Source organism: Enterovibrio sp. FF113, from assembly GCF_041439165.1.
Classification (GTDB): Bacteria; Pseudomonadota; Gammaproteobacteria; order Enterobacterales; family Vibrionaceae; genus Enterovibrio; species Enterovibrio norvegicus_A.
On record NZ_JBGONO010000027.1, the window covers coordinates 34,286 to 50,380 of the forward strand.

General features: G+C 50.0%; 13 protein-coding genes. 3 read left to right on the plus strand and 10 right to left on the minus strand.

Annotated elements, in window-relative coordinates; all coding sequences use genetic code 11:
* Nucleotides 1-21: 21 nt before the first annotated feature.
* The 9 genes from prmA to ACED36_RS18845 all read right to left on the minus strand — a co-directional run bounded on the left by prmA (nt 22) and on the right by ACED36_RS18845 (nt 10,252).
* On the minus strand, nt 22-906 hold the full coding sequence (gene prmA / locus ACED36_RS18805; RefSeq protein ID WP_017004511.1) for a 50S ribosomal protein L11 methyltransferase: 885 nt from the start codon (nt 904-906) through the stop codon (nt 22-24).
* Nucleotides 907-1,057: 151 nt separating this feature from the next.
* Nucleotides 1,058-2,512, minus strand: a complete 1,455-nt coding sequence (gene panF, locus ACED36_RS18810; RefSeq protein ID WP_371733681.1) for a sodium/pantothenate symporter — start codon at nt 2,510-2,512, stop codon at nt 1,058-1,060.
* Nucleotides 2,505-2,786 carry a YhdT family protein gene (locus tag ACED36_RS18815; protein WP_017005477.1) on the minus strand — a complete coding sequence of 94 codons (282 nt, stop codon included), beginning with the start codon at nt 2,784-2,786 and terminating at the stop codon, nt 2,505-2,507. The genes panF and ACED36_RS18815 overlap by 8 nt, the downstream gene beginning before the upstream one ends.
* 176 nt (nt 2,787-2,962) lie before the next feature.
* Nucleotides 2,963-4,309 carry an acetyl-CoA carboxylase biotin carboxylase subunit gene (gene accC / locus ACED36_RS18820; RefSeq protein WP_016960670.1) on the minus strand — a complete coding sequence of 449 codons (1,347 nt, stop codon included), beginning with the start codon at nt 4,307-4,309 and terminating at the stop codon, nt 2,963-2,965.
* A 12-nt stretch (nt 4,310-4,321) separates the two neighbouring features.
* Nucleotides 4,322-4,777 carry an acetyl-CoA carboxylase biotin carboxyl carrier protein gene (gene accB / locus ACED36_RS18825; protein WP_017004512.1) on the minus strand — a complete coding sequence of 152 codons (456 nt, stop codon included), beginning with the start codon at nt 4,775-4,777 and terminating at the stop codon, nt 4,322-4,324.
* 26 nt (nt 4,778-4,803) lie between these two features.
* Nucleotides 4,804-5,259: a type II 3-dehydroquinate dehydratase gene (aroQ, locus tag ACED36_RS18830; RefSeq protein WP_026024007.1), complete on the minus strand. Its 456-nt coding sequence runs from the start codon at nt 5,257-5,259 to the stop codon at nt 4,804-4,806.
* 382 nt (nt 5,260-5,641) lie between these two features.
* A complete protein-coding gene (gene acs, locus ACED36_RS18835) occupies nt 5,642-7,591 on the minus strand; it encodes an acetate--CoA ligase (RefSeq protein ID WP_016960673.1) in 1,950 nt (649 codons plus the stop codon).
* A 230-nt stretch (nt 7,592-7,821) separates the two neighbouring features.
* Nucleotides 7,822-8,445 carry a 3'-5' exonuclease gene (locus tag ACED36_RS18840; RefSeq protein ID WP_016960674.1) on the minus strand — a complete coding sequence of 208 codons (624 nt, stop codon included), beginning with the start codon at nt 8,443-8,445 and terminating at the stop codon, nt 7,822-7,824.
* A gap of 1 nt (nt 8,446) precedes the next feature.
* The gene (locus ACED36_RS18845; protein ID WP_371733682.1) at nt 8,447-10,252 is read right to left on the minus strand and encodes a DUF294 nucleotidyltransferase-like domain-containing protein; all 1,806 of its coding nucleotides are present in this window, start codon (nt 10,250-10,252) and stop codon (nt 8,447-8,449) included.
* A 189-nt stretch (nt 10,253-10,441) separates the two neighbouring features.
* Here ACED36_RS18845 and ACED36_RS18850 point away from each other — a divergent pair, with 189 nt between their 5' ends.
* The 3 genes from ACED36_RS18850 to ACED36_RS18860 all read left to right on the plus strand — a co-directional run bounded on the left by ACED36_RS18850 (nt 10,442) and on the right by ACED36_RS18860 (nt 15,394).
* Nucleotides 10,442-11,617: a 3-phenylpropionate MFS transporter gene (locus tag ACED36_RS18850; RefSeq protein WP_026024008.1), complete on the plus strand. Its 1,176-nt coding sequence runs from the start codon at nt 10,442-10,444 to the stop codon at nt 11,615-11,617.
* 104 nt (nt 11,618-11,721) lie between these two features.
* The gene (locus ACED36_RS18855) at nt 11,722-15,174 is read left to right on the plus strand and encodes a PAS-domain containing protein (RefSeq protein ID WP_371733683.1); all 3,453 of its coding nucleotides are present in this window, start codon (nt 11,722-11,724) and stop codon (nt 15,172-15,174) included.
* Nucleotide 15,175: 1 nt separating this feature from the next.
* The gene (locus ACED36_RS18860) at nt 15,176-15,394 is read left to right on the plus strand and encodes a hypothetical protein (protein ID WP_017004520.1); all 219 of its coding nucleotides are present in this window, start codon (nt 15,176-15,178) and stop codon (nt 15,392-15,394) included.
* A gap of 56 nt (nt 15,395-15,450) precedes the next feature.
* On the opposite strand, the gene ACED36_RS18865 is transcribed toward ACED36_RS18860, so the two are convergent.
* On the minus strand, nt 15,451-15,939 hold the full coding sequence (locus ACED36_RS18865) for a hypothetical protein (protein WP_371733684.1): 489 nt from the start codon (nt 15,937-15,939) through the stop codon (nt 15,451-15,453).
* Nucleotides 15,940-16,095: the final 156 nt, after the last annotated feature.

A 16,095-nucleotide genomic window follows, 5' to 3' on the forward strand; every position in this document is an offset into this window, starting at 1 on the left:
ATTTGTTCGATTATCACCAGGTTAGGCTTTCTCGGCAGTGATACGACACCACTCTTCTTTCACGATAATCTCGTTAACAGCGAGTTCATCGCGATAACAATCGGCAACCGACTCTGCTTGCGCTTCTAAAACGCCAGACATCGCCAATTTACCCTGTGGGGCCATCAGACTTTTGATGACGGGAGAAAGCTCGCGAAGTGGACCAGCCAGAATGTTTGCTACTACGACTTCGGCTTGCAGATTCTCAGGCTGATCTTTTGGTAGGAACAATTCAAGGCGGTCAGAAACGCCATTGCGCTCTGCATTATCTTTTGAGGCTTGTAGCGCTTGTGGATCGATATCGATACCAATCACTTTCTTTGCGCCCAACAGCAGCGCTGCCAGTGAAAGAATGCCCGAGCCACAACCAAAATCGATCACGGTTTTGCCGTTAAGATCGAGTCCATCAAGCCACTCAAGGCACAATGATGTGGTTGGGTGGGTGCCCGTGCCGAAAGCGAGGCCCGGATCTAGCATGATGTTAACGGCATCTGGGTCGGGTGCATCGCACCAACTTGGACAAACCCATAGACGCTGACCAAAACGCATTGGCTTGAAGTTGTCCATCCAAGCGCGTTCCCAGTCTTTGTCTTCCAGTTGTTCAATTTTATGAGCAAAGCCTTCAACAAGCAGCGGGCTTGCTTTCAGTATGCTCATCACCGCATCCATGTCGGTTTCCGCATCGTAAAGTGCCACGATGTCAGTCTCACCCCATAGGCGTGTTTCGCCCGGCATAGGTTCAAAGACAGGCGTGTCTTTGGCATCAAGGAAAGTCACGGACAGGGCGCCAGCGTCGTCCATCAGCATGTCACCGATGGCTTCTGCCGTTTCCGCTGTTGCGTTAAGTTTGATTTGAATCCAAGGCATGGCTAATTCGCTTTTTGTTTCACTACGGTTTTAGGGGGCGGATTCTAGCATAAAAAGTAGGCAGCTCGCATAGGGGGGAGTGGGGGCATTGGTAAGAAAGCGTAAAAAAACGGACAGCCGAGGCTGTCCGAGGAGAGAGCATGTGGAGGTATCAGGCGAGAGCGGGCTTAATACGCTGATGCTGCAATAAGCTAACCAGCACGAAGGCGATAAGGCTTACGGTTAAGGCGGGAACGATAGCGTGAACGCCAGCCATGTCCGGTTTGAAAGTGGAAAACGCGGCGTAGCTGCCAAGTCCCGTTAACATTGAGGCCAACGCACCGCGTGCGGTGGCTTTTTCCCAGTAAAGCCCGAGCACAAGTGGCCACAGGAAGACGGCCTGCATGCCGCCAAAGGCCAGCAAGTTGAGCCAGATGATCATATCGGGCGGATTGGTGGCCGCCACAAACACAAGCAGCGAGAAAATACCCGTTACCCAAAGAGACAGTGTTGGCAATTTGCTTTCTGTCTCTGGCGCATCAGCCGCCTTGGGGTTGATGTAGTTGAGGTATAAATCTTTAAGCAAGGTCGCTGACGCTTGGATCAGCTGGGAATCAATGGTCGACATAATCGCCGCCATGGGGCCGGCAAGGAAAACACCGGCGACCACTGGCGGTAGCACGGTCATCATGAGGGTGGGCATGATCTGATCCGGATTGGCGATATCGGGCACAATCGCGCGACCCAATGCGCCAGCCAAATGCATCCCTAGCATCAAAAAAGCCACCATCGCCGTGCTTATTACCATCCCTTTGTGCAATGACGAACTGGACTTGTAAGACATACAGCGTACGGCAGCGTGAGGCAGACCGATCACCCCAAAGCAAACCAGTACCCAAAAACTCAGCATGAAGGGTTCGGTGAGAAACGCATCTGGTCCATAAGGCGTGACCAAGGCAGGGTCAATGGTATGAAGTTCGGTGATCATTTCACCCAAACTACCACCAGCATGAATAATGCCGACGAGCAGAGCGATAGTGCCGATGATCATCATTACGCCCTGTACCGTATCAGTCATCACCACTGCGCGGAAACCACCAATGGTGGTGTAAAGACCGACGGTAAAGGCAAACAGCATTAATCCATGGGTGTATGAAAGCCCTGTGACAGTTTGTAGTAGGCGTGCGCCACCCACAAACTGCACCACCATCGTGCCGAAAAATGCCAGTAAAAGCGCGAAAGAGGCAAAAATGACCACAGCGCGACTTTTATAGCGCGCGTACAGCATGTCATTGAGCGTCAGCGCGTTATGACGGCGTGACTCAATAGCAAATTTTTTGCCGAGCACGCCGAGCGTTAACCATGCAGCTGGGAGTTGGATCATCGCGAGTAATACCCAACCCAGCCCCATTTTATAGGCTGCACCAGGGCCGCCTATAAATGAACTGGCACTGGCGTAGGTTGCTGCGAGCGTCATGGCGAGAACGAATCCCCCCATGCTGCGATTACCCAGCAGGTATTCATTGAGAAAGCCTTTGCTCTGTTCACCTTTCTTGCGTGCGTAGATCGCCAATGCGAATACTGCGACCAGGTACAGCGCCATGGGAATAACAAGCTGACTATTCATGGGAACTATCCTGCTCGATGTCGAGTGACATATCTTTAAACAAAAACTTCACCATGGCAGCGCATAAGAGTGTAAACAGCACAGGGCCAATGACACAGGCCATCAAAAACCACAGTGGCAATCCGAAATAGAGTGTTGGGGGAGCCAGTTCAATGCCTTCAGGGGCAAGACCATAGGCAAACCCGTACCACCATAGGAAATAGGCAACAGCGAGTCCGATGGACCACTTTGCTTCTTTGTGCGCTTGGTGGTAGCGGCTGCTAAGTGTCTTCATTAGAAGCCTCCGAAACAGACTTAGGTGTCTGTTTGTATTCATACAGTGTGTTGAGAAGGCGCGTATTGTGGCAAAAGAAGGGAGAATGTGACAGCTATTGCAGTGCATTGAAGTGGTTAAAGAAACAAAAAAGGCTGCGAAAGTCGCAGCCTTTTACAGAAAACTAAACGGGATGATTACTTGTGTATACCCAGTTTCTTTTCCAGATAGTGGATATTAGCGCCACCGTGCTGGAAGTTTTCGTCTTTCATGATTTCTAGCTGAAGCGGGATGTTTGTTTTGATGCCGTCGATAATGGTTTCGCTTAGCGCATTACGCATGCGAGCGATGGCCACGTCGCGGTTCTCACCGAAACAAATCAGCTTACCGATCATTGAATCGTAATGAGGTGGCACGGTATACCCAGAGTAGACGTGCGACTCCCAACGAACACCCATACCACCAGGCGCATGAAAGCGCGTGATTTTACCTGGGCTTGGCAAGAAACGAACAGGGTCTTCCGCATTGATGCGACATTCAATCGCATGGCCACGGATAACGATGTCATCTTGTGTGAAAGACAAAGGCTGACCGGCGGCAATGCGCAGTTGCTCTTTGATAAGGTCGATGCCAGTCACCATTTCGGTAACAGGGTGCTCAACCTGAATACGGGTGTTCATTTCGATAAAATAGAACTCGCCGTTTTCATACAGGAATTCAAATGTACCTGCGCCGCGATAACCAATTTCAAGACACGCTCGGCAGCAACGCTCACCGATGTAACGGCGCATTTCAGCAGTGATACCTGGCGCTGGCGCTTCTTCAACCACTTTTTGGTGACGGCGCTGCATTGAGCAATCACGCTCGCCAAGGTGAATCGCACCGCCTTGACCGTCAGCCAAGACTTGAACTTCAATGTGACGTGGGTTCTCTAGGAATTTCTCCATGTAAACCACATCGTTATTGAATGCGGCTTTTGCTTCTGCGCGGGTCATTGCGATGGATTCGGTCAGCTCTTGTTCTGAACGAACCACTCGCATGCCACGACCACCACCGCCACCAGAAGCTTTGATGATCACGGGGTAGCCGATACGCTTAGCAAAGGCTTTGTTTTTCGCTTCGTCGTTGTCCAATGGTCCATCTGAACCCGGCACGCATGGGACGCCTGCTTTTTTCATTGCGTTGATAGCAGAAACTTTATCGCCCATTAGGCGAATTGTTTCTGCGCGAGGGCCAACGAAAATAAAGCCAGATTGCTCTACTTGCTCAGCAAAATCTGCGTTTTCAGACAGGAAACCATAGCCAGGGTGGATAGCCACAGCGCCGGTAACTTCTGCCGCGCTGATGATGCGAGGAATGTTTAGGTAGCTTTCAAAGCTTGATGCGGGACCAATACAAATGGATTCGTCAGCCAGCAATACATGCTTCAGATCGCGGTCAGCGGTAGAGTGAACGGCAACGGTTTTGATGCCTAGCTCTTTACATGCACGCAGGATACGAAGTGCGATCTCACCGCGGTTAGCGATGACAATTTTATCTAACATAACTGTCCTCGATTACTCGATGATGATCAGTGGCTCATCAAATTCAACGATTTGACCGTCTACGCACAAAATCGCTTTCACCACACCTGCTTTATCAGATTGGATCTGGTTCATCATTTTCATGGCTTCAACAATGCACAGTGTGTCACCAACGTTCACAGACTGGCCGATTTCAACGAATGATTGCGCTTCTGGGCTTGGTGAACGGTAGAACGTACCTACCATTGGCGAAAGTACTTTATGACCAGATTCAACCGGTGCAGCAGCAGGTGTTTCGGCAACTGGCGCGGCAGCGACTGGCGCAGGCGCTGGAGCGGCCATTGGTGCAGCATACATTTGGGTAGGTTGAGCAGAAGCAGGAACCGCGCGGCTGATGCGCACTGATTCTTCACCCTCAGAAATTTCCAGTTCAGCGATACCTGATTCTTCAACCAGCTCAATCAGTTTTTTGATTTTACGAATATCCATGTTGTCTCATCTCTTCAAATTTGTTGTCAGTTGGCGTCTGACTGCAGGCGGCGCGCCGCTGCCTTCAGTGCAAATTCATATCCGTCTGCGCCTAGGCCACAAATTACGCCTTCTGCTTTATCAGAAAAGTAAGAGTGGTGGCGAAAAGGTTCGCGTGCGTGGACGTTGGACAGGTGCACTTCAATGAATGGGATACCTACTGCAAGGATGGCATCGCGAAGCGCCACGCTTGTATGTGTAAAAGCAGCAGGGTTGATAATGATGTAATCAACGTTTCCCATGGCTTGATGAATTCTCTCAATCAGCGCGTATTCCGCGTTTGATTGGAGGTGATCAAGCTGGAGGTTGAGTTGTGCAGCAAGCGAAGTCAGATCGGCGACAATTTGATCTAACGTTTTCTGTCCATAGTGTCCTGGCTCCCTAACACCCAGCATATTGAGGTTGGGGCCATTAAGTAGTAAAACTTTGCGATTTGTCGTCATATTGATCGCTTTGTTCCTGTTCTTGTGGCGAAAAGAGCGTAACTTCTGCTTTTCAACATCGCGTGATGCGAGAGCCAATAAATGGCACTCCGACCATTCACTAACTGCCAATTATAGAGAAATCACCGCAAATGGCAGCAAAATACTGGTCTAATCAGACATGTTAAGACTTTCAGCGTTATAGATTACGGGTTTATGACTGGGATTAAGACGCGATAGTTCACGATTTAATCACTTTTGAAATGAAAAATGTTATCTCGATCCCATCAAGAAATATGCGCATTGTTGATATTTGTGGTGATGAATATTGGTTTTGCGTTTAAAACAGAGGAAAAAGAAAAGGCCGCAATGCGGCCTTTTCATCGACTTAAGTGAACATTAATTAAACCACGCTAGACTTCTCAGCGATGAGTTTATCAACCACGCCCGGATCGGCCAGTGTAGAAGTATCACCCAGCGTACCGGTATCGCCCGTTGCAATCTTACGCAGAATTCGGCGCATGATTTTACCTGAACGCGTTTTTGGCAATGCATCTGTCCAATGGATGAAATCTGGTGTCGCGATAGGACCAATTTCCTTACGTACCCAGTTTTTCACTTCCTTGGTCAGTTCAGCACTTGGCACTTCACCAGAGTTGAGCGTGATGTACGCATAGATAGCCTGACCTTTGATGTCATGCGGTACACCTACAATCGCGGCTTCGGCAATTTTGTCGAAAGCGACCAGTGCGGATTCGATTTCAGCTGTACCCATACGGTGGCCCGATACGTTCAATACGTCATCAACACGGCCCGTGATCCAGTAGTAACCGTCTTCATCGCGACGTGCACCGTCACCGGTAAAGTACATGCCTTTGAAGGTTGAGAAATAGGTTTGCTCGAAGCGCTCATGGTCACCAAAGACGGTACGCATTTGGCCTGGCCAAGAATCCAACATGACCAAGTTACCTTCGGCTGCACCTTCTACGATGTTACCCATGTTGTCGACTAGAGCAGGTTGCACGCCGAAGAATGGGCGGGTTGCAGAGCCCGGTTTCAGGGCGGTTGCACCTGGCAGTGGTGAAATCAAAATACCGCCAGTTTCAGTTTGCCACCAGGTATCAACGATCGGGCATTTGCTGTCGCCGATGGTTTTGTAATACCACTCCCACGCTTCTGGGTTAATCGGTTCGCCCACCGAACCCATGACACGCAGTGAATCACGCTTGGTGCCTTCGACGGCTTCGTTGCCTTTCGCCATCAGTGCGCGGATTGCAGTTGGTGCGGTATACAAGATGTTGACCTGATGCTTATCGACGACTTCGCTCATGCGAGCGGTTGATGGGTAGTTAGGTACACCTTCAAACAAAATGGTCTTGGCGCCGTTTGCCAGCGGACCATAGATCAGGTAGCTGTGACCGGTGATCCAGCCAACATCTGCCGTACACCAGAAGACTTCGCCTTCTTGGTAATCAAAGACATATTTGAATGTCATGGTGGCATAAACCAAGTAGCCACCGGTGGTGTGAAGAACACCTTTTGGTGTGCCTGTTGAACCTGATGTATAAAGGATGAACAGCGGATCTTCTGCACTCATCTCTTCTGGTTCACAGTTGTCCGATACCACGGCGGTAGCTTCATGCCACCATACGTCGCGGTCAGAATGCCACTCAACGTTATTGCCTGTGCGCTGGTAAACCACCACTTTTTCAACACACGTTACTGCAGGGTTAGCCATTGCAGCATCGACGTTTTGTTTCAACGGTACAGCACGCCCACCACGAACACCTTCGTCGGCGGTGATCACGACTTTTGCGTTTGAATCAACAATGCGGCCAGCCAGTGCTTCTGGAGAGAAGCCACCAAATACGATGGTGTGAACAGCGCCGATACGGGTACAAGCCAGCATGGCAATAGCCGCTTCAAGTACCATTGGCATGTAAAGACACACGACATCGCCTTTGCGAACGCCTTGGCCTTTCAATGCGTTAGCGAACTTACACACTTCAGTATGAAGCTCGCTATAGGTCAGTGTTTTGTCGTCAGTTGGATCGTCACCTTCCCAAATCAGCGCGACTTGGTCGCCTTTTGATTCAAGGTGGCGGTCGATACAGTTAGCAGAAACGTTGAGTGTGCCATCTTCAAACCACTTGATGTCGACATGGCCAGTATCAAAAGAGGTGTGTTTCACCTTGGTAAAAGGCTTGATCCAGTCAACGATTTTGCCGTGCTCGCGCCAGAATCCTTCTGGGTTAACAACAGACTGCTGATACATTTCACGGTAGCCGTCGTTGTTTACGTGCGCGTTTGCTTCAATCTCCGGCATGACCGGGTGCAGGTGAACCTCACTCATTATCTTTCTCCTTGTGTTCCTGCGTGATGCCTTCAGGCATCCTGATTTGGCGACCGCATCATATAAGAATAGGGTACGGTATTGCGGTCTTGTTACATTAAGGTCGGTCAGATGAGGGTTCTCGACAATTAGACTTTAGGATGACGCGTGTGTTTTCTCTGAGATTTGTGAGCTTGCGAGCCTAACACTGAGGCATTGATCTCACTTAAATGCGCCTAGTTGCGTGAGGTTCAAGCTGATCTGGGTATTGGCACGTCGCCATACTTTAAACGTACGTATATCAAGGCTGCGCTGATGGCATCATCAAGTGCATCATGCCGACCAGACAGTGGTAAATCGAGATGGTGTCCTATCGCCTCCATACTTAAATCGTAGTAGGCGTTGGGAAGAATGTGTTCGAGTTTTTTGCGGTATATGTCACTCACCTCGATGGTAGCGTTTGGCAGTTTGAAGCCTAATAGCCGTTTTGCGTACCGATCGAGGATCGCTTTATCGTACTGAATGTAATAGCCGACGATCGGGCGATTTTCGATGAAATCAATCAGATGCAGCATGGCGTCTTTTTCAGATAATCCGTTGTTCAAATCCTGATGACGGATACCGTGGATTTTGACGGATTGTGCATTGAGTGACGATGGTGCGCGTAGCGAGAGCGTGAGGGGATCGCTGGTGATAATCATGTTGCCGCGAATTTTAGTGGCAGCAATGGTTACAAGTTCGGCTTTGTGCGGGTCGAGGCTGGTGGTTTCACAATCAAGGGAAACGACTTCTTCACCAGTCGGGGTGGCAAACAAATGCGCGTAAGGCGTATTTCGCCATTGGTAGCGGTGCCAGTATCTCGACAACAGGTTCATATCAGTCTCTGACCTGATAATGCGTCGCGAGCCGTTCTTTGAATTTTTTCACCACGCTTAGGCAGTCACGCAGCAAGTCTCGCTCGGTGCGAGGCAATAGCGTCACATCCAGTTGATTGCCAGTGGTCGTCGCATCATTATCGAGTTGCTGCCGCAATCTGGTTTTAACGAAAAGCTTGAGCGCTTCGGTCAGGTTATTCGCATTTTCCTGATCCATTGCGTTGCATTTCACCAGTGCATTGAGGCGATCAAAGGTGTTGGTTTCTGTGAGCCCATTTTCGAGCGCCATTGTGCGCACGCCATGAACCAGCGGAAATATCCCGCCTTTTTTAACATCCAGCCCTTCTTTGTCAGTTTTAAGGCCGCCAAATAAAGTCAATGGCACACGAAAAGCAAGGCAAGGGCGCACAAAGGTATTCAATGCCAGCATGTTGCCTTTTAACGTTTCACGTAACAGCGCCGATACGGGGTCGAGCAAGGCTTTATTGCCCGCGACAGCATGGCTATCGGCGATGATGGCCAAGTCCATTAAGCTGCCTTCATCGGATATCTGACACAGTGATAGGATATCTTTTTGCCATTCAGCTTGCGTTTTGACCCAGCGGGGGTTGTTTACCATGACATTGCCCGGGCAGGGTGGGTAGCCGAGTCTGCTGAGTACTTCGCTAAATCTCTCCATGTAGTGTTGCACATCTGGCCAATCGGCATCGTCAGCGATGACCAAGCCGTTGTCCTGATCGGTCTTGAGCACTTGCTCACCTCGCCCTTCCGAGCCCATGACAAATAGGCAGCATTTATCATAGAAAGCTTCAGGCATGGTAAGACGAAAGGCTTTTTCGATGATTTGTTCGTTGACCGCAGAGATAAGCTCCATCACAAACTGAGTGTGAATGCCGTTATTGGTGAGGGTTTCCACTAACTGCTGCTGATTGTTAGCCGCCAGCGCCAGTTCCTCGATGGTATGGGCGCGGTTGATTTGCAGTGTCAAAACGTGAGAGTGGGTCGAGAACAGGCTTAATACCTGCGTCATGTCTAGCATGCCCACGGTCCCGCCATTTTCAGTGACTCTGACGCGTTTTACGCGATCTCGAGTCATTAAAATCATGACGTTAAATAGAAACTCGCCGACTTCGACGCTGATAACTGGCGCTGTCGCGACCTCTCCAACAGGGTGTTGCTGTGAGCAACCGTCCTCGACAAGTGCATGGAGTAAATTGGTGCGCGTGATAATGCCCACATCGTGCGATTTACCTTTCATGGCGACTAACGCACAATCTTGTTGCTGCTTGTGCATCTGCCGTGTGGCGTCATGAATAGACGTATCGTGATCGAGAGTTAAGATGGGCTGGATATTACTTTCATCCACCTTCGTCAGGATAAATTCAGCAAGATTTTGCTGCTGTTGAGCTTTTTCTAGCAGGCGCTTTCGTTGACTGAAGCTGGTATTGAAATAATCGGCGAAGGCTTGGTTTTCTTCGTATAGAGCAACAAAAACCGCTTTGGGCAAGACGTAACACAGCGTGTCTTCCACTGCGCGATAGCAGTGATGGGAATAGCCCAGTAACAAGGCGCGGGCGTCGAACAAGTCATCTTTGATGTATTGTGCCTGTATCTCTTTGGTCTCAGGGTTCACTTCCTGCACTCGCCCCTTGATCACTATGTTCAGCGCACTGTTTTTATCGCCAATATCAATCAGGGTGTCACCACGGCGATAGTACGCCACATCGAGTGCTGAAAGCAGATGCTTGGCCTGTTTAACATTCAAGCGATCAAACGGCGGAGAGTTGGTATCAAATGGTTCTGGCATGGCAACTCCTTTGCATAGGAAAGACGGCACGCGATGTATATCTCAGTGTGTCTCACCACCCGTACGCTTGCCAGCCGACTTTAGTCTATGCGGCTTCGTCACATTTCTGAGGTGACTCGGGTATATCAGTTTTTTTGCTTCGCTGTCAGAATAGCCACTCTTTGAACCTTGGTAGAAGGATCCGCCAGTTTGAAACTTCATCGTCCCTCGCCATTCCATTGGCTTTCTATTTATTACGGGACTTTTTTCTTCGCCTTCGGCGTGTATCTGCCTTTTTGGTCAGTATGGCTTGCTTGGTTAGGGCTATCCCCAGATGAGATTGGGATAGTGCTCGGAGCGGGTATCATGACCCGTTTCGTGGTGAACCTAACAGTGACGCCACGCTTTCACTTGCCGGAACACTTACTCCCTGCTGCACGCTGGATGGCTTTTTTAGGTGCGACGGTGGGTTTTCTCCACCTTATCGCCACACCGAACTTGCTTTGGTTGACGGTGCTTTCTGTGCTGATTAACAGTGTGATAGGGCCTGCGGTTCCTGTGTCTGATGCGTTGGCAAATCACTATCATCGTCGCAAGCTGGTGGATTATGGCAAAGCACGGCTGTGGGGGTCATTGGCGTTTGTTGTAGGCTCAATGGCTACGGGCAGCATGGTCGACACGTTTGGCTCATCGGTGATTGTGCCGATGGCCGCTGTTGCTTTGTTGATCACTTGGTGCTGGAGTTTGTTCTCGCCAAACCCGTTGCCAAAAAATGAAACTCAGCAACCCTTAGCCAGACCGCCGATTCTTCACGTGTTGAAATCACGCAGTGTGATCACTTTTTTCATCATTGTTTCGCTCATTCAAGGCAGTCACGCGACCTACTATGCGTTCAGCGCGATTCATTGGACGCAATCGGGCGTTTCGGACTTATGGGTCGGTTATCTGTGGAGTTTGGGCGTCGGGGTGGAAGTGTTGATGTTTGCGTTCAGCCAGCGCCTGTTCGGTGGGTGGTCAGTGCAATCTCTTTTTCGTCTCGCGGCATGTGCGGTGATTCTTCGCTGGTTGCTGACGGGGTGGTCAACAGAGCTGAGTGTGCTTGTTTTCGCTCAGTCTTTACATGGGATAACCTTTGGTGTCGCGCATATTGCAGCCATGCGATATATCCAGCAGCAAACAGCGGATAGGGTGATGGCGTTGCAAGCGTTATACAGTGCGCTTCCTCTGGGCGGTGTGATGGCGGTGCTCACTGTGCTCAGTGGTGAATTTTACGGGCTGTGGGGAGGTAATAGCTTTTACCTCATGGCGCTATTAGGTGTGCCCGTCTTGTTTCTCTCGTTGCCAATGACTCAACCCAAAAACAGTGCCGTGTGTGCAAAGTCTTAGCGCGGTTCAGGGAGAGGTAGCTCACGGGGATTAGGTTGCACGTTGTTGCAGTGCAGCCGTCGTGGTAAATAAGCGATTGATAACCGCATGTCATGGAAGGATTTATGTCGGCTGGATGGATTGTGGTGCCCGTGGCACTGGCCTACCTTGGGGTTTTGTTTTTAATTGCTTGGTATGGCGATAGCCGCCCGCGTTGGCTTCGAGGCTGGCGCCCATGGATATATAGCCTTTCTATTGCGGTGTATTGTACCTCGTGGACCTTTTTTGGCACGGTCGGGCAGGCATCCAGTCAGCCTTGGTCATTCCTTCCTATCTATTTAGCGCCGATTTTGGTTTTCACCATAGGTTGGCGCTTCCTCGCTCGGATCATTTTGATCGCTAAACGCGAGCACATTACGTCTATTGCTGACTTTATTGCCGCGCGATATGGGAAATCGCAAGGTTTGGCGGTGATGGTCACCGTGATTGCTGTGCTAGGGATCTTGCCGTATATCGCGTTGCAGCTTCGCGGTATTACCATGGGGCTCGACGTGATTGCGCCGGACATTGGTAAAAGTGCAGGGTTGAATCAAGGACAGATCGCTTGGCTAGTGTGTATGTCACTGGCAATGTTCACCGTTCTGTTTGGTACACGCCATATTGACTCTACGGAGCATCACCGAGGCATGATGATGGCGGTGGCCTTTGAGTCTATCGTCAAGCTGGTGGCGTTTTTGGTGGTGGGCATGTTTGCCGTGTTTATGTTGCTCGACGCACCAGGGCCATTGCCGAGTTTGAAAGAGACTAATGTGGTGGGCGAACCGCAGTGGGGCGCGCTCTTAGTTCATACTCTGCTGACCATGGCTGCCATTATTTGTTTGCCACGCCAGTTCCATACCATGGTGGTAGAAAATGCACGTGCGCAGGATTTGCATACTGCGCGCTGGGTGTTCCCGCTTTATCTTCTTCTCATGGGTATGTTTGTGTTGCCTTTGGCTTACGCTGGGCAAATTTTCTTACCCCACTTGTCGGCCGATACGCATGTGATCCAATTGCCACTCTCAATGGGTAACGAAGGCATTGCACTGTTGGCATTCTTGGGCGGTGCATCTGCGGCCAGCGGCATGGTGATTGTGTCGACCATTGCATTGGCGATCATGGTGTCAAACGATCTGGTGTTACCCCAGTTATTGCGCCGAATGCGGGTATCTAATCGTAACTTTACGCAATTTTCTGGCTTGTTGCTGAATGTGCGTCGCGCCTTGATATTCCTGCTGCTCATCGCTGCATGGGGTTTCTATCAACTGATCCTTGAAGTGCCTTCTCTCTCTTCCATCGGCTTTCTTTCTTTCGCGGCTATTGCTCAATTTGCACCGCCATTAGTGGCGGGAATATATTGGCGACAAGCCAACAAAAAAGGCGTTTATGCCGGATTGCTGTCAGGTTTTATCGTGTGGTTGATGACGCTGATGATGCAAACGGGGATGTTGGCGGGAGATGAAAATAACAACATTGTGCTGTGGATGCTATCGCCGCCAGATATTCCTTTTTTCCGTTCGTTGAGTCCGGTCGATTGGGGCATGGTGTTGAGTTTGATGGTTAATACATTTTGCTTTGTTGGGGTCTCAATGGCGACTCGGCCTTCATTGAGCGAACGCCTGCAAGCCGCGAGTTTTGTCGGCACGCCGTTACCAGAGGGCGATGATTCCAGCCTGTATCAAAGCCGTGTGACCGTGGCAGAGCTAGAGATGCTGGCGGCGCGCTTTGTCGGTCGAACACGCATGCGTCAAACGTTTCGCGCCTTTGGTGAGCAGCGCAGTGAAATATTGTTGCCGCAGCAGCAAGCCAGCGCAGCATTGATTCGTCATACCGAGCGAGTGCTTGCAGGGGTGTTTGGGGCGTCGTCCGCCAAACTCGTGCTGACCTCTGCGCTGCAAGGGCGCAACATGCAGTTGGAAGAAATTGCCACGATTGTGGATGAAGCCTCTGAGTTGTTCGATTTCAGCCGTGGCTTGCTGCAAGGTGCAATTGAGCACATTAGCCAGGGCATTTCTGTGGTGGATAAACAACTGAGGCTGGTGGCGTGGAATCAGCGTTATGTCGAATTGTTTAACTTTCCGCCAGATTTGATTCAAGTCGGCAGGCCGATTGCTGATGTGGTGCGATATAACGCTGAGCGAGGATTATGCGGCCCAGGTGAAATTGAAGATCACGTTAAAAAACGCGTCTCTTATCTTCGCCAAGGTTCCTCACACATCTCATCACGTGTTCATCCTGATGGACGGGTGATTGAAGTGCAGGGTAACCCAATGCCCGGCGGTGGGTTTGTGATGAGTTTCACCGATATCACTGCATTTCGCGACGCAGAAGAAGCGCTAAAACAATCTAATGAAACCCTGGAAGCACGCGTCGTTGAACGTACTCAAGCGCTGGAATCTCTCAATCGCCGTCTTATCAGCGCCACCAACAAGGCTGAGACCGCCTCGCAATCGAAGAGTCGTTTGTTGGCCGCGGTGAGCCATGATCTGATGCAGCCGATGAATGCCGCTCGTTTGTTTGCTTCTTCGCTCAGTGAAATGGCGCAAGACAAAGACGTACAGAAAATGTCATCTCATATCGAAAGTGCGTTGGGCGCGGCAGAGGATTTGATTGGTGACTTGCTGGATATTTCGCGTCTTGAGTCCGGAAAGATGAAAGCCAAGATCACCCATTTTGAGCTGGATGATGTGTTTTCTACGCTCGCGGCTGAGTTCGGCATGATAGCGCGTCAACAAGGCGTGGATTTTCGCGTCCAGCATACCGGCTTGTGGATTCGCTCTGACCGACGATTACTGCGAAGGGTACTGCAAAACTTTCTTACCAATGCCTTTCGCTATAACCCTGACGGACGTGTGTTGTTGGGTGTGCGTCGTCAAGGTTCGCAATGCCGTATTGAAGTATGGGATAACGGCCCCGGTATCCCACAGGACAGACAACAAGATATCTTTAATGAATTTACGCGTATCGATCGTAAAGGTGCGGAGCTAGGACTCGGTCTTGGGCTTGCTATCGCGCGCGGTATTAGCCGTATTCTAAACCAGCCGCTGGGTCTGCGATCATGGCCAGGCGAAGGAACTGTATTTTCGATCACAGCGCAACGTGACACCGCATTGCCTCAGTATTGTAACACTGGGGTTGTGGCTGAAGAATCGGTGAAAATTGCCGAACCGTTGTCTGGGGTTCGTGTGCTGTGTGTGGATAATGAAAGGGACATTCTTTCCGGTATGGAAAGCTTGTTATCCCGCTGGGGATGCCAAGTTGATGTTGCAGAAGATCTTGAAGAAGTCGTCAGTTTGTTAGAAGGCGGCTTGAGACCTGATGCCATTCTCAGTGACTATCATTTAGCGCCGTCGTTAACAGGGTTAGATGTATTGCAACGTTGCAGGGAAATGTTAGGAGAAGAGTTTGTCGGTGCCATTATTACCGCGGATCGCACAGTGGATACTCGAACGCTGATACGCGATCTGGGTTTTGGTTATATCGCAAAACCGGTTAAGCCCTTGAAGTTAAGAGCCCTGCTTCAACCAAAAGCGAATTAACATGGAAGCATTCTTTATACCAAGGTTAGATACAGAAGCGGGTCTTATTCGTGCAGAAGGCGCTTGGGATCCACTGACGGTGGAAATACAGGTTGTCGAACTGGCAATGATGGGAACGGATGGCTGGGTAGATGTGACGTTCTGGCTTTCAGAGCAGGAGCATGAAGGAAGAGTGGCAGCGGTTATTTCTGCTGCCAAACATTATCTCGTGGGCCAATAACATCCGACTTATCTTTGGCGCATTACACCCAAAGAGACAGTGAGCGCACGCTGACGTTATTTGTCTTCGGTAAACAGGGTTTTATATTCTGCAAACACTGCCGGGGTTTCTGCGTAGTAAAGCGTACCGTCTGCTTTAACCACTAAATGAATTTCACTTGCTTCTGTTGATGGTGCGGGAAGATCAGCAACCCATTGTTTTTTATCTTGGTTATTCGTGGTCATGTCGACGGGCGTAGCATTTCTCCCTTCTTGTTGCACCAAGCTGATTTTGGCACCCTCTAGAGGAAAGTCAGAAATAAGCTTAATGGCTAAGGCATTGTCTGTTAGCTGCTCGGATCGCAGCTTGACCTTGAAGTCGCCATTTTCCAATGTACAGATACCGCTGGTATATCGACAGTTTGAGCCTGGTACCAACTTATAAGACTGCCCTTCCTTCGCCACATGTGGCTTCTCACTGACAGCAAGATCAACACCGAAATACGCGATGATGGCTAAGATAGGAGCAATGAGCATTGCTGCAATTATATGCTTGTTTTTTAACATAATACGTAACTATTTCCGCTTTCATCCTTGGGCTTATGGGCTCAACATACATTAAAAAAAGCCCCATAAAGGGGCTTTTTAGCGTTAACGTGATGCTTATGCCCTTCTTTTTAGAAGCTTGTCGCTTCCTTGGCTGCTAGCAGCTGTATAAAGAAG